23 protein-coding genes and 1 pseudogene are annotated in these 17,502 nt (G+C 37.9%); 11 read left to right on the forward strand and 13 right to left on the reverse strand.

The genetic code is table 11. The features are described from left to right. Nucleotides 1–1,037: 1,037 nt before the first annotated feature. Together DTOX_RS18725 and DTOX_RS18730 are read right to left on the reverse strand one after the other, a co-directional pair. Nucleotides 1,038–2,306, reverse strand: a complete 1,269-nt coding sequence (locus DTOX_RS18725) for a sensor domain-containing diguanylate cyclase (RefSeq protein ID WP_157863014.1) — start codon at nt 2,304–2,306, stop codon at nt 1,038–1,040. 445 nt (nt 2,307–2,751) lie between these two features. Then, complete coding sequence (locus DTOX_RS18730) at nt 2,752–3,033, reverse strand: helix-turn-helix domain-containing protein (protein ID WP_157863015.1); 282 nt, start codon at nt 3,031–3,033, stop codon at nt 2,752–2,754. Between the two features lie 28 nt (nt 3,034–3,061). Here DTOX_RS18730 and DTOX_RS18735 point away from each other — a divergent pair, with 28 nt between their 5' ends. From DTOX_RS18735 to DTOX_RS23685, 3 genes are all read left to right on the forward strand, one after another. Continuing rightward, nucleotides 3,062–3,409, forward strand: a complete 348-nt coding sequence (locus DTOX_RS18735; RefSeq protein WP_052292971.1) for a DUF6551 family protein — start codon at nt 3,062–3,064, stop codon at nt 3,407–3,409. Between the two features lie 275 nt (nt 3,410–3,684). Beyond that, nucleotides 3,685–3,933, forward strand: coding sequence for a hypothetical protein (locus DTOX_RS23275; protein WP_157863016.1), 249 nt, complete (start codon nt 3,685–3,687; stop codon nt 3,931–3,933). A 787-nt stretch (nt 3,934–4,720) separates the two neighbouring features. Continuing rightward, nucleotides 4,721–4,882, forward strand: coding sequence for a hypothetical protein (locus tag DTOX_RS23685; protein ID WP_015759242.1), 162 nt, complete (start codon nt 4,721–4,723; stop codon nt 4,880–4,882). A gap of 44 nt (nt 4,883–4,926) precedes the next feature. On the opposite strand, the gene DTOX_RS18750 is transcribed toward DTOX_RS23685, so the two are convergent. From DTOX_RS18750 to DTOX_RS23565, 4 genes are all read right to left on the reverse strand, one after another. Beyond that, complete coding sequence (locus tag DTOX_RS18750; protein ID WP_015759243.1) at nt 4,927–5,280, reverse strand: DUF2680 domain-containing protein; 354 nt, start codon at nt 5,278–5,280, stop codon at nt 4,927–4,929. Nucleotides 5,281–5,453: 173 nt separating this feature from the next. Beyond that, on the reverse strand, nt 5,454–5,654 hold the full coding sequence (locus DTOX_RS18755; protein ID WP_015759244.1) for a hypothetical protein: 201 nt from the start codon (nt 5,652–5,654) through the stop codon (nt 5,454–5,456). A 435-nt stretch (nt 5,655–6,089) separates the two neighbouring features. After that, nucleotides 6,090–6,290: a hypothetical protein gene (locus tag DTOX_RS23560; RefSeq protein ID WP_162013545.1), complete on the reverse strand. Its 201-nt coding sequence runs from the start codon at nt 6,288–6,290 to the stop codon at nt 6,090–6,092. 102 nt (nt 6,291–6,392) lie between these two features. After that, entirely contained in the window at nt 6,393–6,740 is a 348-nt protein-coding gene (locus DTOX_RS23565; protein WP_015759246.1) for a hypothetical protein, read from the reverse strand. 305 nt (nt 6,741–7,045) lie between these two features. Between DTOX_RS23565 and DTOX_RS18775 the strand changes: the two genes are divergently transcribed. The 4 genes and pseudogenes from DTOX_RS18775 (at nt 7,046) to DTOX_RS25010 (ending at nt 8,882) form a co-directional block, all read left to right on the forward strand. Further along, a complete protein-coding gene (locus tag DTOX_RS18775) occupies nt 7,046–7,291 on the forward strand; it encodes a toxin HicA (protein WP_015759247.1) in 246 nt (81 codons plus the stop codon). Then, the gene (locus tag DTOX_RS18780) at nt 7,284–7,649 is read left to right on the forward strand and encodes a type II toxin-antitoxin system HicB family antitoxin (RefSeq protein WP_015759248.1); all 366 of its coding nucleotides are present in this window, start codon (nt 7,284–7,286) and stop codon (nt 7,647–7,649) included. The genes DTOX_RS18775 and DTOX_RS18780 overlap by 8 nt, the downstream gene beginning before the upstream one ends. 705 nt (nt 7,650–8,354) lie before the next feature. Beyond that, a pseudogene (locus DTOX_RS25460) lies at nt 8,355–8,420 on the forward strand (hypothetical protein); the annotation flags it as partial. Then, the gene (locus tag DTOX_RS25010) at nt 8,409–8,882 is read left to right on the forward strand and encodes a recombinase zinc ribbon domain-containing protein (protein WP_042316237.1); all 474 of its coding nucleotides are present in this window, start codon (nt 8,409–8,411) and stop codon (nt 8,880–8,882) included. The pseudogene DTOX_RS25460 and the gene DTOX_RS25010, both read left to right, overlap by 12 nt. 42 nt (nt 8,883–8,924) lie before the next feature. Here DTOX_RS25010 and DTOX_RS18790 read toward each other — a convergent pair whose 3' ends face one another. Next, nucleotides 8,925–9,200 carry a hypothetical protein gene (locus DTOX_RS18790; protein WP_042316239.1) on the reverse strand — a complete coding sequence of 92 codons (276 nt, stop codon included), beginning with the start codon at nt 9,198–9,200 and terminating at the stop codon, nt 8,925–8,927. A 310-nt stretch (nt 9,201–9,510) separates the two neighbouring features. Then, a complete protein-coding gene (locus DTOX_RS23690) occupies nt 9,511–9,675 on the reverse strand; it encodes a hypothetical protein (protein ID WP_015759249.1) in 165 nt (54 codons plus the stop codon). A gap of 139 nt (nt 9,676–9,814) precedes the next feature. On the opposite strand from DTOX_RS23690, the gene DTOX_RS18795 reads away from it, so the two are divergent. Together DTOX_RS18795 and DTOX_RS18800 are read left to right on the forward strand one after the other, a co-directional pair. Next, nucleotides 9,815–10,966, forward strand: coding sequence for an XRE family transcriptional regulator (locus tag DTOX_RS18795; RefSeq protein WP_015759250.1), 1,152 nt, complete (start codon nt 9,815–9,817; stop codon nt 10,964–10,966). Between the two features lie 4 nt (nt 10,967–10,970). Next, complete coding sequence (locus DTOX_RS18800) at nt 10,971–11,474, forward strand: PIN domain-containing protein (protein ID WP_042316241.1); 504 nt, start codon at nt 10,971–10,973, stop codon at nt 11,472–11,474. Between the two features lie 937 nt (nt 11,475–12,411). Here the strand turns inward: DTOX_RS18800 and DTOX_RS18805 are convergent. After that, nucleotides 12,412–12,822: a type II toxin-antitoxin system PemK/MazF family toxin gene (locus DTOX_RS18805; RefSeq protein ID WP_015759252.1), complete on the reverse strand. Its 411-nt coding sequence runs from the start codon at nt 12,820–12,822 to the stop codon at nt 12,412–12,414. Between the two features lie 285 nt (nt 12,823–13,107). On the opposite strand from DTOX_RS18805, the gene DTOX_RS24565 reads away from it, so the two are divergent. Both DTOX_RS24565 and DTOX_RS18815 read left to right on the forward strand, forming a co-directional pair. Beyond that, on the forward strand, nt 13,108–13,521 hold the full coding sequence (locus DTOX_RS24565; protein ID WP_015759253.1) for a hypothetical protein: 414 nt from the start codon (nt 13,108–13,110) through the stop codon (nt 13,519–13,521). A gap of 17 nt (nt 13,522–13,538) precedes the next feature. Further along, entirely contained in the window at nt 13,539–14,921 is a 1,383-nt protein-coding gene (locus DTOX_RS18815; protein ID WP_015759254.1) for an IS1634 family transposase, read from the forward strand. 129 nt (nt 14,922–15,050) lie between these two features. Here the strand turns inward: DTOX_RS18815 and DTOX_RS18820 are convergent, their stop codons facing one another. The 4 genes from DTOX_RS18820 to DTOX_RS18830 all read right to left on the reverse strand — a co-directional run bounded on the left by DTOX_RS18820 (nt 15,051) and on the right by DTOX_RS18830 (nt 17,445). Continuing rightward, the gene (locus DTOX_RS18820) at nt 15,051–15,911 is read right to left on the reverse strand and encodes a KilA-N domain-containing protein (RefSeq protein ID WP_042316242.1); all 861 of its coding nucleotides are present in this window, start codon (nt 15,909–15,911) and stop codon (nt 15,051–15,053) included. A 99-nt stretch (nt 15,912–16,010) separates the two neighbouring features. Further along, nucleotides 16,011–16,181, reverse strand: a complete 171-nt coding sequence (locus tag DTOX_RS23280) for a hypothetical protein (RefSeq protein WP_015759256.1) — start codon at nt 16,179–16,181, stop codon at nt 16,011–16,013. Nucleotides 16,182–16,213: 32 nt separating this feature from the next. Then, complete coding sequence (locus DTOX_RS18825; RefSeq protein WP_015759257.1) at nt 16,214–16,678, reverse strand: hypothetical protein; 465 nt, start codon at nt 16,676–16,678, stop codon at nt 16,214–16,216. Further along, the gene (locus tag DTOX_RS18830) at nt 16,675–17,445 is read right to left on the reverse strand and encodes a hypothetical protein (RefSeq protein WP_015759258.1); all 771 of its coding nucleotides are present in this window, start codon (nt 17,443–17,445) and stop codon (nt 16,675–16,677) included. Before DTOX_RS18830 ends, DTOX_RS18825 begins: the two co-directional genes overlap by 4 nt. Nucleotides 17,446–17,502: the final 57 nt, after the last annotated feature.

Genomic DNA, 17,502 nt, shown 5'->3' on the forward strand with positions numbered 1-17,502 from the left:
AGTTCAATAAAAAGTTTTAGTTCCGGGCTGTTTCTTAAAAGTTGCAATCTCACTTAAAAAATGGGAAGGCCGGTACCTCGTTATTACCGATGCCATCGGCGGTAACTACCAAACAACGAGGCAGTTATTCAGGGTAGAAAACCTGAAACGGAAAAATCATAGCTCGCTAGCTAACGCTGGCGAGTTCTTTTTTTGCACCACCTACATACTAAGTCATCTTTAAAACTGTATTAGTCTTCCGGCAAATCAAAATATTTTCGTTCTTAAGTATGTCCCATGTTGGATCAGACTATATAAGACGTAGTATTATGTAGAAATTAATTAACCATAATAAAATAATATAACTTTAAATAAATTATTATTTTTTTCAACATTCTTTACTTCTTGCAAGATATGATAAATTGTGATAAATTTTTACTTGGGTGTACACCCAAATACTACTTATGAAGGTAATTAGCAATTGAGTAGAATTTTTATGCTTTGTATGCTTAATTTAAGTATAGCTGTGTCAATTGCACTTTGCAATTAATCAACAAACCAAAGGCGAAAGTTAAGTAGGTGGTTATATAGCAATGTTGATGTTAATATTTATTTTGGTAATTTTATGTTTGGTGGCTTGTGTATATTTTTTAAGAAAATATAAGGTGGATAAAAAAATAGTGAATTTGATAATAGGTTTTTTATTATTGTTTTCAACATTGACATTTATAATGGTATCAATAAAATACACCACACACCCAATTCGCTCTACTTCTCTTGTGACAACAGGCCTTATTAGGTTTTTATGTTTTTCCTGAAAACTAGCCCAATAGTCTTTAAATATTTGCTTAATTTTTTGTATATGTCAAGTCAAAAATCAGCCAAGTTATAATCGAAAAACCAGCCACTATGGGTCAAAAAATAAAACAATAAGTGTATAAATATTCTTCTGACTGGAAGCCCGGCAACCTTGAAATAACCGTAAATTTCTGCGTATCATTCACTCAATAATGAAAATAAAAGTATCTAGTCCAATATTTCATTTGAAACAGACTGCCCTATAAACCCTGCTTTTTTGCTTTGTTGTAATACATATCTTTATCCGCAATTTCAATGATTCGCTCCAAGCTCAGGTTCATTTCCGGTTTATACGAGAATACCCCAAAACTCGCGTCAATCCAATAAGGTTTTTGTTTGCTTTGGTTCAAGGCCTCAAACTGCTGTGCAATTCGAGCACAGGTTTCTCTGACTTCCCGTTCACAGCTGTTCTCGAATAATATCACGAATTCATCCCCGCCATAGCGGAAAATAACGTCGTCCTGATGCAGTTCTTGCATGATAACCTTGCAAACGTCGATAATCATAGCATCCCCTTCCAAATGTCCGAAGGTATCATTTACCGTTTTAAGATTATCTATATCAAAAAAACAAAGGCTAAATCCCGTTTTCCCGCACTGGACGCCTTCAAACCGCATCTGAAGCAGATCCATCCCGGCCCTTCTGTTTAAAACACCGGTCAATGGGTCGGTGGAGGCATGAAGGTTCAATTTGTTTTCGATCCTCTTTATTTCACTGATGTCCGCGACGCCACTTAAAATTGACTTTTCACCGAAATAATCGATCAGTTCGCAATTAACAACAGTATACTTAGTCTGCCCCAGCAATGTCTTTTGCTCTACTAAATAATCGGTCACTTTTCTGTCCGCTTCCAGCTTCTTGCGGATGCTGTTGAAATCCTGGACGTTTTTATAGAAATGTGTATAGTTTAAATCATCAGATGGCTCCTCTGGGAGCCCATAAAACAACACAGCTCTATTGTTTGCGTACTGGATTTTCCCATCATCAAACCTGCAGATCAGCAGAGGAAAGGGATTGATCTCAAACAGTTTAATAAAAGTCTGTCTATCTTCTTTGAGCATTTCCTCATTTAAGAAGTTTGTCACATTGTAGCGATATAAGAGTAGGAACAAAACAGCCGCTATCAATATGGTGGTAGTAGCATTAAACTGCTTGACAACAACGGAATTATCCGTGCACAAATAGGAAAGGCCGATCAGAAATAGCATATGGTTCACAGCATAAATCGAAAGCACCCATTTCGGATAAATAGGAATGACCAGCGCTGCCGCAAGGACAATCATAATGTATGCATTAATGTTTCCGGTAAATCTTTGGCTGTTTAAAGATAGAGCGGATGCGAACAAAACAATTAGGGATATTTCAGAAAGGAGCAAAGCTTTGGCAGCACAAGAGTTTGGAAGATTCTTCTTAAGCAAGCTATAGGCTACAAGATAGACTATTGAGAGCAGAAAAATGATAACGTGCATTGTGAAAAGGTTCCGGAGGTATATAATATCCACAGAAGGGTCTTGATGCAGTATAAAATCCAAATAAAAGTTTAAAAAACTTAAAATGAAAACAAACCCGGTGAAGATTTCCCCCCTCTGCAAACTTAACAGAAGGTGCTTTCTTTCAAATTCCAGATGGTTTTTAAAATCCATATTCAACAATAAAATGTTTGAAAACCGGCTCAAACCTCTGAAATACTCTCTTACCAAGGACTCTCTCCTCTTTCTGCTGCTGTATCAACTGCAAGTATATCACAAGAAATAAAAAAAATCGACGTTTCTTATAAATAACATATCGGATCGTTCATTCAAAAAACCTTTGTATCCCGAAAGTAATTTTAATACACTATAAAGCTTCCTTAAACAAAAATACCCACAAAGCAAGCAACACTGCCAGATCTGTGGGTCAATTGTCTTATTAATATTAGGCTTTAATTACCGTGCTATCTTTGCGCTGCAGCCATTTGTTTTCGAGAAGACTCTTTTTGGTCGCCAAGGCAATTTCATAAATAATCTGCTTTTCATAGCTGGTACAACCCTCTATAATCCGCGCCAAATCTGTCAGATATTCTGCCTGATCGTTTGTCTGATTGCCACTTAGCAAGTGATCCACTGTAACGCCAAGAACATTCGCAATCCGCACCAGCGATTCCAGACTCGCATGCTTTTTGGCTGTTTCAACGTGACTTATGTGGGTCACTGACATCATTAAATCCCTGGTGGAATCATACGGCTTGTTCATTTCGTCGAACAAAGTTCCCGGCGGTATCTGCGCTGTATCCTGTCTAGAGTATATTCATCAGAAATTCGGATTCCATGTGCTGGATCGCACCTTGCGTCTCTGCGTCGGGACATGGGAAGGCGATTACAATTCGCTGTCCGCTAATATGCTGAAAGGTATAGCCCAGCTGATTGTGGCTTTTGGCAATGTTCTGAAGGACGATATTTTTAAAGAAAAAGTCGGCAAGTTTTCCTCCAAAGAAATAGGGCGCACAGCAAAGGAACGAAAGGCCGGATCTCTTGGTTATGCTGAGGCCATGCTTATCGCATACAACAAGAAAATGAAATCTCCGCTGAAATAGTCAAAATTGTATATGACCAAATCTGCTGCACCAGAGGATGACTTTGGCAAGGAGTACGAAGAAAGCGACTTCGATACTAAAGAAGAAGAGGATGCGGTCTGAAGCACCGCGGGCCCTCTATGCTTGGATGATCATCCCATTTTTAAATGTAAACCGCACGTTGAACTGGGATATCAAACCATCCTGTTTTCTCAGGCTGTCGATGAAGGCTTCAGCTATATCCAGTCGGGCCTTTTTTTCTGAAAGTAAATCGCCGACTTCCACGAATCTGTGTTTTGCCGTTTCAAAGCGGCCGACCAGCCCCTCGTACCGCGCTGGTGGTATTCGTCCTGACTCTGAGTAACGCGGGCATTCTCGTCCACGCACTTCTGCATCATTTCGGCAAGAACAGCCATCTCGGTTTACAGTTCAGCACGTTCCGCGTCAAAGACGGCGGTATCGAAAAGCACCTGCTTCACCGTCTTGAGGTTTGCGAGGATTTCAGCCATATCAACCAGCAGCTTATTGACCGACGACATAAATAGTCTGTAAGTATTCAGTGAACCCACTATAAAAATCAAAAATCGTAGTTAAAGAACTAAAAAATGCTGAATATCAACACAAAATAGCTAATCTAACTTTAATCGCTGCTGGTACATTCTTAACAATCGCTTTTACTAAAAAAGAAAATCAGTATTGGTTTTGCTAGTATATCCTATTGTATCAATGTTTTTAGCAGGTAGGTGGGTTAGTAATGGCAAAACAATTATGAACATAGCTAGATATATAAGGGATGAAATAGAAATAAACAATCCTGGTCTAGGGTGGGAAACATATCTCAAAAATAATTCATCAATGCCCGCATTCAATATAATGTTTATGTTTTCAATTGGAGGACTGTTCTTACTAACTCAATTAGTAACTATACTCCTTGCCGAACTTAAAATTTATACTGAATCAGGCGATTTTTTACCAAGCGATCCAGTGCAAAAATTTATATTACTACTTGCATATTATTCAATTATAAGTACCATTATCTTGCTTATTCATTTCAAAATCAAACATTGCAGGAGAACATAACTATATCAGTAAAAAGCCCCGGCAACTACTCAGTATATTAGAGCAGTTCCGGGCTAAGAAAATTAATTCACGTTATTATATTTTATACGAAAGCAGGGATTACCATTTATAAATGAACGTTTCTACACTGTAACTCAGCTGGCATATTATCCTGGCCCAGTTTTAACTTCTATTTGTTGCTTATATAGCTGCCGGGGATATTATAAAAGAATGGTTGGTATACTAACAAGAAAATAAATGGGAGGAATACCAATGCCAATGATGTTTGGTTATAATAGTACTTATGGAGTATGGGGAATACTCATGATGCTCATTTCTGCAGGATTATTCGGTTATATTGTCTACTGGGCTGTGTTTTCCGGCGTGAAGAATGCCATAAAGGTTAGTAATAACAAAGAGGATTCTAAAAAATAAAAACCCTCCCCGAAGGGAGGTGTAAAAAGTTGTTCGTGCTTAATTTAGTTTGTAGGTACCGGAGCTACAGAAGTTTGACCGCCCCACATACCCATTCCATTACCACGCATCATGCCATTGCCTTTTCCATATCCCATGCCAGGACCACCACCGGGACAAATATAGCCGTTTTGCTCATGAAATTCGGCCATTTGGTCGAAATGTTCTTTCCAAACCTGTCCTTGCTCCTCAGTAATTCTACCGTCCTTAACCGCCTGATCTACTGCTGCCTTTTTGGCTGCAAACTTCTGCTCAAACCACGTTTTAGCATCGATGGCCGTATTGGTAGCCGCAAAAACCGGAACGGCGAAGGATACTAAAACTAATAGGGCTACACCAATTATCCATTTACGTTTCATGTGATCCCCTCCTGTTTTGTTTTTATAATTATAAACAATAAGTTTTGCAAAACAAGGACAAAAGTTTAACAGTTTTGTTACGAATCTAATTAGACAAACAAAAAAAGCCCTGTCATATTAACAGGGCAAAAGAAAATTAATACGCGTCATTATATTTTATCCAATATACAGACTTATGATGTTTGATTTTCCAGCTCTTCCGAAATAGATCTCGCCGTATCACTAAAAACAAAGCTAACTTTTTTCTGCCCAGCAACAGCCTGTTCAATCAAATGAGAAATCCAAGCCTCCAAGTCACCATATTTACCAGACAAAATTTCCTTCGCTTCTTCACTTAAAATAGAATTCACATCAGCAATAACCTTGTTCTTCACTGCCCTGGCTCCTGCCGGCGTAAGGGTACCGGTACCGGATTTGGATTTGATCGTATCAACAACCGTCTGCTTTGCAGAAGTAACCACGGCGGCTATAATCTTTTCAAGCTCCGAAGTGGCTGATTCTGCCGCTGTGCGAAGGGCATCATTTTTGATGATTTGCTCCTTGGCTTTTATGAGTTTTGTTAAACGGACCTTTTCTGTTTACAAATGGATCTTTAAACAGTGTTAATCACCAACTTTATCCCAGCTGTTATCTTGTGCGGGCCATTAACTAACACGCCTTGATTATCCTGATAGAGTTGCTCCCACTTATTTGGGTCACCTAATAGGTTTGCAGCAATGCGACTCAGTGTATCTCCTGATTTAACGATATAGTCCTGACTATTTGTGACAGTTGATTGAGCCACCATCACAGCGGACTTATCTACCGCATCAGCTACCAGAGTTTGATTTGTTATCAATGACTCGACGTAAGATAATAGAAAAAGGAATTCGCCGGTTATTTTTATAGTCCGGTAAGAATTCCTCTATCATCACAGGTATTGTAAATTTTTCAGTTGTAAGCTGTACTGGTTTTCCGGCAGTTCGCATAAGTCCAACGATCATCATTCGGTCATAAGCATCAGCACCCACAAAAATGCCATTCCAGGTTATAGGGCGGTATGCCGGACAGCTTATGATTAGGTATGATTTGGCTACCCCGAGGCACATTCATTAACTCAGGACCTTTTTCTCCTACCCAGGGGCTAAACCACCAGAGGCGTTATCAGTACCCGAAGCGTATTGAGCTATATTATTATATATATTACTGGCGAGTGTCTGCCCACCAAACGAGCCTAAACCCGCCCCGACTGCTGCACCCATCATTGCTGTCCAGGGCGATAAAACGCCGGCACCAACAAGCAATCCTGTTACAGCACCAGTCAAAGCTCCAACTCCTAAAGAACCTAACGCAGAGCCAAGTTCTTTTATTACTACTTGCTTTTTATCATTTGCACTGATGATTTCCGATATAGAAACAAATAATGCTAATGGCATGGCTAATAGTAAAATTAATAATAATCTTAATGATACTTTTCTCATACAACCCCTCCTTTTCCGCAATAATACGCCAGCAAAAGGGGAAATTCCTTCTCTTCCCGAAAATGTTACAACTTTCGATAATTCTATTTTATAAAACCACCGCCTTTATGGCAAAACAAAAACACCCTGATTATGGGTGTTTTTGTTAACTACCTTACTTAACCCGTCAAGTGAATAACAGATATAATACTTATCCCCCAGTTAAAATTTAAACCGGGGGATTTCTTTATTTCATTATCTATTTACCCAAAAACTCTTGATATTATAGTACTATATGTAGTACCATAATATCAGAGGTGAGGGCAATGGGTAAACTTGAAAAACTGCTAAAGAAAATAAAAAACAACCCTAAAGCCATGCGATTTGAAGAACTGGACAAAATTCTAATACGGACAGGCTTCAATAGGAGGCAGCCTCGAAAAGGCTCAAGCCATTACATATACTCAAAAGGGTCCAAGAGGTTAACAGTTCCGTTTGATGAGCCTCATATCAAAACCATTTATGTAGAACTGGCCATAAATTTACTGAAAGGAGAAATAAACAATGACTAAAGATCTTCAATATTACCTAGAACTACCTTACCGGGTACTCCTTCATCCTGCCGAAGAAGGCGGATATGCAATTGAAATACCGGAACTTCCCGGATGCATCAGCCAGGGTGAAACATTGGAAGAAGCATACAAAATGATTCAGGATGCTAAAATATGCTGGTTGGAAACCGCCCTTGAGGATGGCATAGAGATTCCCGAGCCGGTCAAGATACAGAATGAATACTCCGGCAAACTCAACATCCGTATACCTAAAACCCTTCACCGCTTATTGGCTGAAAAAGCAAAAGATGAAAAGGTTAGTCTCAATCAATATATTATGTATCAGTTGTCCCGAAATACAGGACATCCGGTTAAGTAAATTTCTTGATTTGAAAAATAATATACTTTTGCAAAGCCCCATTATCTAAATTAGGGGTTTTGTTTTTTTTAGCAATAAGAAAGAGTCCGGAGGCTCTTATACTAAATCATTCAATTATTTTCACTGATAAACAACATAAATCTATAAATCTTATCTCCACCTTGTACTTCAATCAATGTCTGACCTTCCTCTGGTTCGGTTAGCAATTCTTCGGAAGTAGATACCCAATACTTTCTAAATGTTGGGTTAATTTTATACCCAAAATTCTTAATTCCATCGATAATAAATTAAATTAATTTATCTTTTTCCTGAATGGAAAAATGAATATAGGCACCCCTAACTCCCATTCCAACTTTAGCATTTTTTAAGATATATCTTTTTTCGTTCCGAGGAATGTTTGGATAAAATCCAATTTCAATTTCTATGCCAATAGTTTTCTCTATGTCGCATACCATCATATGCGGGTAGAGTTACATTCCATTACTACTGGAGATGATATACCCCGTGCACTGACTCAGGAGCTGGTTACACTTCGCAGACCGGCTCTAAAACTTAATCTTTATATAAAGTTGCATGAAAAGCAGCTCATGCCCGCGTTTCCTCAAAGGAGCATGCCGAGAAAGAACTATCTATCCCAGCCCAGCTAAACGTTATACGCAAATTTTGTAAGGACAGAAATGATAGCTATCGCCAAAAAACAGACCTAAAAACGAGTGGATTGTTACAGCCAATGCGCATGAGCCGTTAGTATCAAGGGATTTGTTTAATGCAGTAAAGCAACGAGGAACAGACAGAACAAATAATGCGGAAGCAATTAAAAAATCCTCTAAGGTTAGCCCTTTCATTTTGAAAGGGCTATTGTTATGTCCTGATTGCGGTAATAAGATGGTCACCGGATCAAATAGTATTAAATCCCGTAGCTATACCAGATATTATCACTGCGGCACATACCAAAGAAAAGGTCCTATTTCCTGCAAGAGAAATCCGGTGCCCAAAGATCGTTTCGGAGCAAAATTATTAGACGTGTTCGTTAGTGAATTGTCACAATTACTTGAGCCTGGTATTTTCGAATTAGAAATTGAAAGATACACTGACAAGTTAAATAAAGATATTTATAATCAAATTACTGAGTTGGAGGGAGGAATTAAATATATTGCAAAACGGATTGAACGGCTTAATGATGTCGCTGAGTCTAAAGAAACACCTAACATCAGGACACAATTGTGCTTTTAATTCTTTAAGCTGATCCTCCGGGTATCTCATCTTGCAACCCCCTTAGGAAGAACCGCCGGATGGCGCACAAGACTTAAAGCGTTCCTCACCTTTGATAGTAATAGAATCGTTATCGTTTAAAGCTGCTTCGTAATTTGGCATCAGATATAGTATATCAGTTGAAGGAACATTACCAACTGCCTTAATTGCTGCCACCGCTTGATGACCACGATGTATTTCTACTGCTATATCGTTGACATAAATCATAACCATTTCTTTACCATGATTGTCGCCATGAACGACAGATCCCTTTACTTCTTCTTGCTCTTTTCCTGTCATTTTTCAGTACCTAACCCTTCATTAAATTTGGGCTTTGAGTCAGGAAATTAACTAAAATTTCCCCAACTTGGCACAAGTCCAGCAGGAAATACATAAAACGTGGCGAACTGTAACATAATATAATAATGGAGTCCGTCATGGGAAATCGATTTATATGTAATTTCCCCCGGACTTGGCGAGATAGTAGGGTTCCCAACCTTTCTATCTGCTTGGATCTTTCAAAAATAGGATCTCAAAGTAAAAAGAGCATCGGCCAGGATGTTCTTTTTACTTTTTTCTTCCTTGCAAAGTGCACCACCCCTTTCGAAAGTTATTCTTTTGTAACCCCTTTAAATGGGTTCCCATCTGACTTCACATCCATAAACCGGCCAGTGCTACTATCGCGTTTGACCCATGTAGCGTTTTTTGGGTTGTAAGCTTGGGTCCGGTTAGAAACCGCACCATGTCTATGGTTTTTGCCCGTGTTTTTGGCCATCTTCCCACCCCCTTTGGCTTAATGTGGATAAGCCTAGCTCAAACTAATTATATACAGAAAATTATTTTTTAGCAAGTATAATTATCAAGTATTCAAATTTTGTTTTTTTGTATATAATAAGAATAAAAGGGTGGTAACTATGGATCAAAAAATTATTGGTGCGAACCTTCGCCGGATTCGCGAGGCCAAGGGTTGGACTCAATCCCAGGTAGCCGATCTGGCTGGGATTTCAAGGGTTGCTTATCGAAATATTGAAAACGGTAATACAACCCCCAAAGTATCGACCCTGCAAAACATCGCTTCCGCTGTTGGAGTAAAACTCCAGGATTTATTCATTCCGGTTCGCACCTTAAAGGGAGTCCGATTTCGAGCATCGAAAAAGATGAACAGCCGGGACAATATTTTGACTGAAGTAGCACATTGGCTTGATGATTTTAATTACCTGGAAAGGTTACTAAATGATCACAAAGACTACCAGTTCGAAGATCTTACCAGGGAGTTGTCTTCAATGCCTCCTGGAGATGACAGAGCTAAGCATGCAGCCGAACGAGTAAGAAAAAAATTGAAACTCAAAGAAAAAGAGCCTATCCGCGATATTGCTGGTCTGCTGGAAGCATGCGGGATAAAAGTATACCCTCTGAGTCTTGTATCAGACGGTTTTTTCGGCTTATCTGTTGCCGGAGAAGATGGCGGCCCTGCAGTCATTGTTAATGTTTGGGGAAGAATATCCGTTGAGCGATGGATTTTTAGCGCTGCTCACGAACTAGGGCATTTACTTCTTCATTTAGATACCTATAACATAGAAGAAAGTTTTGAAGACAAAGACCAAGAAAATGAAGCAAATGTCTTTGCTTCCCATTTTTTGATGCCAGAAAAAGCTTTTCAAGCTGAATGGATAGATACTTACGGCTTGTCCTTTGTCGACCGGGTTTTTAAAGTTAAGCAAATATTCCTGGTAAGCTACAAAACTGTTCTATATCGCCTTTCTGAAAGTCTGGGAAATTCCGTGTGGAAAAAATTTCAGATTGCTTATAAGATGAAAACTGGCAAAACATTGAGTATTGCGGATGAGCCGGAGGCTTTGTCCCCAGATAAATTTCAACAATCATCGCCAGAAGTATTGCGTTCCAGAGAACCTGACTCTCTATCCCCCTCACACTTTATTGAAGATCGTTTATCTAGATTGGTTCGTAAAGCTATCGAAAAGGATGAAATCACCATGAGTCGTGGGGCAGAAATTCTTAGATTAGATCTTGAGGCCATGCGAGAAATGGTCTCTTCATGGGTGTGAATAAATGGGGACAAAAAAGAGGCATTTTCTAATACTGGATGCTAACATACTCATCGATTTCTGTAAATGTGACAGGACGATTATTAAATTGATTTGTACCTATGTAGGTCAAATCTATTTAGCTACGCCTGTTTTATATGAAATTAATGAAATCGATGAGGGTGACTGCGTTGAACTTGGAATTATACTTGTGGAACCAGAACTATGGCAGGTTATGATAGCAGCAGAGAAAAAAGGCCCACTATCTTTTCAAGATAATTTATGTTTAATTCTTGCAAAAGAACATGGTTGGGCCTGTGTAACAAACGATAAACCTTTGAGACAAAAGTGTGAAATTGAAGGAGTGCCAATAATATGGGGGATTGAACTAATATGCATATTAGTTCAATCTGGCGGGCTGCCTGTTGAACATGCGAGAGATATTATAGTAGAAATACAAAAGATTAATCCTAAATACATCACCGACAATATCGTAGAAAAAGCCTTTAAAAGACTTGGGGTTATTTAATTGTTCTCGATTATTTAAAGTACATCACTATTAAAACCGGGAGGGAAGGTTGTTCGAGAGCCGCAGTAAAATCTTTTCTCCCGGTACCCGGTCATAAGAAAAGCAAGCCAGCGCTGCAACCGAAAAAGCCATCAATCGGACCTGAAAAACGCAGACGTTATTTACTGTGCAATAACCAATACAGCAAATTGGCCCAAAACTGGAGCCTATCTCCACCCGAATGCGTTAGTTACCGACCCCCAAAGAGGGGTGCTCTAAGCCCCCCCACCTCTGGCCGGATGAACCGTATCCGACCTTCGCGAGCCTGAAGCGGCGACAAGCTATCATAAGGACGAGAATCGTTCGTTTAACACAAATGTTGCCGGATACTGTTTAAGGGATTATATAATGGAAAGTGCGGGAGGTGCATATTTCGGAGACATCCGGGGTTCTTCCGCAATATTGGGTATAAAAGTCTAAAATAAAAAGCTAATAGATAATCTTAGCTCTGAGAAGATCTAAACCGGCTCTTCCATACATGGTGCGTTTGATCATTTTTAGACGATTGTTATTACCTTACTCTGATCCTTTACTCGTATATTCGTACCACAGCAATTAAAAAGCCTGTTTTAGAAAAAGACAAAAAAACCGTTTGGAATTTATACCAAACGGAATTGTTCTTTAATATATCTGGTATGCGTTTATTAATTGTTCAAAACTGAACCTCAATACAACTAGAATGAATATTACTTCTTTGGTTAGTGTTCATTTTTGAAAGATGTTTTTCAAAAGACTCATGTTATCGCTTTCTTATTATTTAATGCAACTATTAGGTAACTAAATTATGTATTAATTATGTATAGTAATATGTACTCTGCAATAGCAAGATAACATTTCTTTTACCAAACATCTTTAAAATCTTCTTTTTCCTTGTAAAGTACTTTCACAACAGACTATTTTAATTTGCTAAATTTTTTGGTGTAAGCTTTTCCCATAGTGAAGATCTTTTAATAGCATCATTTAATCTATCTAATATCTTACCTTTAATATTTCCTGAGAAAGAATTAAAATCAAATCTCTGCAAACTAACAGGCATAGTATTTAAAACATTGCACCAGCGAGTTATATTTTTAAAACCATAAACCTTATCTACTTCAACATATAACTCAGTCTTTTTCTGTTCATCCGTTGGTTCTTGACTAGTTAATGGAACTACAATAGCTGTATTACCTCCTACTCGCAATACTATTGCAGGATGTTTTCCACCAAATTCTTGACCTATATTTACTCCAAAATCTACCCAAAAAACGGTACCCCTTTTAATGTTTATTCCATCTGGAATAGTAAAGGAATCTTCCTGAATAAACATCTGTGTTTTATTCTCTATGTGCTTAAAATATGCTTGTACAATTTTTTTATCTTTAATTCCTAATTTTTTAACTAACTAAATAAGTTCTTCAAGTTTAACAACTAATTTCCACAAGTCATTACAAAGATCCCACCTTCCGCAAGATAAAAATTTAAACCTGTAAAATAGTGGAGCATAAATAATATTAATTACAACCATAAAAAAAACTGATCCATAAACTGGAAGGATCTCTGTTTTTTGTGTCGAATTATCACTAATAAGAATAAATATTAGTGAGGGATCGTCATGGACTTACAACCTATTTTAGAACAACTAGCTAAATTACCCCCCGAAATATTGATGAAGATAATGCCCGAATTAAAAGTAGAAGTTCCGAAGGCAGATCCCTCAGGTGCAGTACTTATCGGTGTCTTTTTAGCAAGAAGCCTGGGCATCGGTAAAATAATTGACAACTTTATAGGCGAAGAATATGTTACTTATGAGCATCTACGTGAAGACAGAGCCAACGGTTCTAAATGTCGGGTAAGTACTGGTTTGGCATGTGAAATAATGGTTGGCGACATGCTGGGCAGAAATAAAGATCTCACCCGTTTATATAAATTTGAAGAAGCTTGTAAAAACTGGCAAGTCGAAACAATACTCGGTATACCGTCCGAAAAATTTAATTATGACAAAATGGTAGAGCCCTTGACGCTATAAACTCAAATGCAAAATATATGGCTAATGTATTGCAGGATATTGTTTTATCAGCATCCAAGAAATTTGGAGTTCCACTTAACACTTTTTACAATGACACATCTTCCATTCCAGTCTCTGGTGTTATGGAGGATAACGATAAAGTTCAATACGGGTATGGTGGTCTACCGGGTTTAAAACAATTAATCCTTAATCTTACGATAGCCTCTGGTGCATCTTTGCCGGTAACATCATCAATTGATTCCGGTAATGTTCAAGGCGGTACGACTTTTGAGCGTTCATTCGAGAAGGTTAAAGAGATTACCGATGACCAAGAATTTGAGATGATTATTGATCGTGGTATCCTAACCCAAGATAATATGCATTTGATGCTTACTAATAGCAACCAAAAGGCCTTTTTTATAGGTCCACTCAAGGATGAGCTATCAAAAAATTGGGTCTTAGAGCAATTAAATGAGGCTAAAAAAGATGATTTTGCTGCTATTGACTATCGCTCTAAGAAAGAAATAGAAAGAAATCTACCCAGACACTACGAGGCGTTAGAGACAAAATATACGTTTAAGGTAAAACTTGAGCCTCCCTCAGAGGGTAGTAAGAACAAAAAGCAACTCAAAAAAAGTAAGCGAATATTTGCGACACATACTATAAGGGCGGTTATTTATTGTGATTTAAACAAAAAACCTAAGGAACAAGAGCGTCGTCAAAAGCGTATAACCAGCACAGAAGATGCATTAGTAGAACTAAATGGTAAGCTCAACAAACGTAACTTAATTACGAAGGAAGCCTGTGAAAAAGCAGTAGATAATATTTTTAAAGGGCAGCCTGAAATGCGTAGGCTGTTTAATGTAACAATTAAACTAAATCAACATAATGCTATTGTTATGTCCTGGTCAAAAGATGAAGCTATAATTCCGGAGCTTGAGAAAACCGACGGTATCTTTGTGCTTTTAACCAACCATGACAAAGAGAAGGTTGATGCTAATGAACTGCTTACCCGCTATCGTGGTAGGAACGACATCGAAATCAGTTTTAGGTTTTTAAAGGGTTCTCTTGATTTACAACAAGTATTCCTTCGCAATCCTGAAAGAGTAGATGCCTATTGCTTTCTAAAAGTATTGGCTATGCTTGTGCTTAATTTAGCAGCCTGGCTGTTAGCTAAAAATGGCAAAAAGATGTCTCCCCAAAAATTACAGAGAGAACTTGGCGACCTAACTATCTCAGAACAAAGGTTGCAGCCTATTGGTATACGCCATTGGAATGGGACGAATATTCCTAATACTATTGATGTATTGGTTAATCTGTTTAAATTACCACATCCACTTGAATTAATAGAGGTTATTAATTCAGCAATCAATTTTTCTTATCATATTGAGAAATGGTTTAAGGATAATTTTAGAAAATAAGGTTTGGCAGTGGTTCCCAGTTTAATGATCCCTTGGTGCGAAACCTGGGGGGTAACAGTGATATTATAACCCCTTTGGCTTTATTAGTATCGGGATAAATCAAAGTAATCCCTCCCTGATAATATTCAATTAGTTCCCGTTCTGTTTATTAAGCACTTTCATTTTATCCGCTTCATCCAGTATCGAAATTTGATAGCCAGCTATTTCTAATAATATCTTAAACCTTTCTTCTTTGCTTTTTCCTTCCTTTATCAATTCAGCATTATGTGTTTCAAGATTGGATAAAACCGTCAGTTCGTTTATTGAGGCGAAGTCTCTGATGTTATTTTTCTTTGCCAATTCTTCATTTGCCTGTCTCCATTGTTTCGCCGTACAGCCGAAAAGTGCAACATTTAATAAATCAGCTTCGTCTGCATAAGCAAGCCATTCTGTTTGTTTTACATAATCACTCTGTGGAAGTATATATTTTTTGACAGCATCCGTATGTATTAAATAATTTGTTTTTGATAAAAATCTTTTGGCATCCCACTCCAATTTCTGTTGATCGTACTCTAAATCTTTGAGACGTTGATACTCTTTGAGAAGATACAGTTTGAATACAGGACTGATTGCAGACCCGAATTCAAAGGCAATATCTTTATGGGCATAAGTGCCGCCGTATCTGCCGGCTTGAACATATAAACCGATCGCATTTGTCTTTTCAATCCATTGCTTTGCACTTAATACAAAAGTCGGTAACCCAGCTTGCATTTTAAAGTGGTCGAATTCGACCACTTTAAAATTGGAATTATACATCTTCTCCCAAGTTCCTAAAAACTCCAGCGTAGAGCGATTCCGTATCCAGTTTTTAATAATGTCGGCAGCCCGTGCATCACCATCTTTTGCTTTTGCCATATCAGTGATGCAAATATAATCATTCATATCAGATGAAGCTATAGTAACCGAAATATCTTGTACTGATATAACACTTGTTTTCTTATTTTTACTCATATTTTTACTCACCTACCCTTAACCCTGCTTTAATTTTCTTATCAACATTATATCAAACATATGTTCCGTATTGCAATACAAAACAAAATTTACCTATATTTATAAAGATTTCATGCCCTCAATTTCTTTGCCAGAAATCAAACCATTAACCAATGGGTCATATTTGTTCGCTCTAGCGTTGAAAATGATCCGCTTCATAATAAAGTCATTAGAATATGCCTTGCCACCAAATTGAATATTGATTCCATTGCCGAGTAAAACAGATCTCATACAAAACCACCTCCAAAAGATTTTTATGGTAATTATTCCAATTCTTCTCTACTCATGCTGTTTTGAATTGCATCAATTAGTCCCATTATGAGCGACTTTGGAAGAAAAAATAAACCTTTTTCCCAATTCCCAATGATAGTGGAATCAATAAACTTGATAGACTGGTCAGTGGCACAATCATGAACTAAACCGCAACGAATAACATGATATATTATATCTTCAATGCCTGCATATCCATTCTCATCCAACTTCAAGTTTTTCACATTAGCATTTACTTTTATTTTAATAAAATCTGCAGATACACCAGGGAATCCTTTGCCGCAAATTCTTCTAAAGTTGGTGGAAATAAATTTTTTATATCTTTCACCAACTTTTAAACTCGGATACTGTATCTGGGCGGAAGCATCTGATGCAACACATACCAAACAAAATGCTCCATCATAGAAATTGTTATCATAAAGATATTGCGCCGCTTTGAGAAATGACTGTACGCTCATAATATTTCCTCACAATTACTTAATCTCCCAATCTCCGGCGCAATAGAAACATCAATTTTCTTAGACTTAATAAATCCAAGGAAATCAACGACAATTTTCTCAATTTCTATCCGGAGTCCTCCAAGCCGTTCCTTCAAAGAATGATGAGCTTCAAAGTATTCAGAGAATGCAATGAGCACAATTTCTATCAGTTCGTATAAATGTGTACAAAGATATCGGTCAATATAATAAGCATTCAAGTTGATAACCAGTGATTTTGTGTTCAACTCCATCGCACATTTTTTTTCATCGATAAACTCGAGATATACATTCCATTTTGCCTGTTCAGGAGTGCAATGGCTATAGTTATTAAGAGCGTGTCGGATTATTTTCCGGTACTCACTAAGATAAATCCCATCAGACATAACTAAGTTTACCGCATTCGTCCATATTTTTGCGGCATCGCTGCTCTTCAAATTTCCTTCTGCCCAATTCTTTGCGGCATTAATATCCAGAGCAACTGCAGCAAAACAATCGGTAGCATCTTCAATGGGACGAAACATTGTAATTGCAGCGGAATGATAGCCACGGCAATTAATTAAACCGGTACTATCACATAGCCCCAATAAGTGCGTCAAAATAAGAGCGGATGCTGATCTGGATTGATCTGAATTTGCGTTTGGCATCGGCTTTTCATCGGCTAATATACGAAGGTGTCTTAATGCCTGCTGTACTGGGCTATCTTCACCGACTATATCTTGAAAGGGCATCTGCAAGTTGTTACTCATCGTTTCGCCTCCGTTTCACTTTTCTGTAGCCTACTTGATATAGCAATCACACAAAGT

It is taken from the genome of Desulfofarcimen acetoxidans DSM 771, assembly GCF_000024205.1.
GTDB lineage: Bacteria > Bacillota > Desulfotomaculia > Desulfotomaculales > Desulfofarciminaceae > Desulfofarcimen > Desulfofarcimen acetoxidans.

Excerpts from the sequence above, each read along its gene's own strand:
- DTOX_RS18725 (WP_157863014.1), bottom strand. The coding sequence starts at position 2,306 with ATGCACGTTATCATTTTTCTGCTCTCAATAGTCTATCTTGTAGCCTAT.
- DTOX_RS18730 (WP_157863015.1), bottom strand. The coding sequence starts at position 3,033 with ATGTCAGTGACCCACATAAGTCACGTTGAAACAGCCAAAAAGCATGCG.
- DTOX_RS23685 (WP_015759242.1), top strand. The coding sequence starts at position 4,721 with ATGCCAATGATGTTTGGTTATAATAGTACTTATGGAGTATGGGGAATA.
- DTOX_RS18750 (WP_015759243.1), bottom strand. The coding sequence starts at position 5,280 with ATGAAACGTAAATGGATAATTGGTGTAGCCCTATTAGTTTTAGTATCC.
- DTOX_RS23565 (WP_015759246.1), bottom strand. The coding sequence starts at position 6,740 with ATGAGAAAAGTATCATTAAGATTATTATTAATTTTACTATTAGCCATG.
- DTOX_RS18775 (WP_015759247.1), top strand. The coding sequence starts at position 7,046 with ATGGGTAAACTTGAAAAACTGCTAAAGAAAATAAAAAACAACCCTAAA.
- DTOX_RS18780 (WP_015759248.1), top strand. The coding sequence starts at position 7,284 with ATGACTAAAGATCTTCAATATTACCTAGAACTACCTTACCGGGTACTC.
- DTOX_RS18790 (WP_042316239.1), bottom strand. The coding sequence starts at position 9,200 with ATGACAGGAAAAGAGCAAGAAGAAGTAAAGGGATCTGTCGTTCATGGC.
- DTOX_RS23690 (WP_015759249.1), bottom strand. The coding sequence starts at position 9,675 with ATGGCCAAAAACACGGGCAAAAACCATAGACATGGTGCGGTTTCTAAC.
- DTOX_RS18795 (WP_015759250.1), top strand. The coding sequence starts at position 9,815 with ATGGATCAAAAAATTATTGGTGCGAACCTTCGCCGGATTCGCGAGGCC.
- DTOX_RS18800 (WP_042316241.1), top strand. The coding sequence starts at position 10,971 with ATGGGGACAAAAAAGAGGCATTTTCTAATACTGGATGCTAACATACTC.
- DTOX_RS18805 (WP_015759252.1), bottom strand. The coding sequence starts at position 12,822 with ATGTTTATTCAGGAAGATTCCTTTACTATTCCAGATGGAATAAACATT.
- DTOX_RS24565 (WP_015759253.1), top strand. The coding sequence starts at position 13,108 with ATGGACTTACAACCTATTTTAGAACAACTAGCTAAATTACCCCCCGAA.
- DTOX_RS18815 (WP_015759254.1), top strand. The coding sequence starts at position 13,539 with ATGGCTAATGTATTGCAGGATATTGTTTTATCAGCATCCAAGAAATTT.
- DTOX_RS18820 (WP_042316242.1), bottom strand. The coding sequence starts at position 15,911 with ATGAGTAAAAATAAGAAAACAAGTGTTATATCAGTACAAGATATTTCG.
- DTOX_RS23280 (WP_015759256.1), bottom strand. The coding sequence starts at position 16,181 with ATGAGATCTGTTTTACTCGGCAATGGAATCAATATTCAATTTGGTGGC.
- DTOX_RS18825 (WP_015759257.1), bottom strand. The coding sequence starts at position 16,678 with ATGAGCGTACAGTCATTTCTCAAAGCGGCGCAATATCTTTATGATAAC.
- DTOX_RS18830 (WP_015759258.1), bottom strand. The coding sequence starts at position 17,445 with ATGAGTAACAACTTGCAGATGCCCTTTCAAGATATAGTCGGTGAAGAT.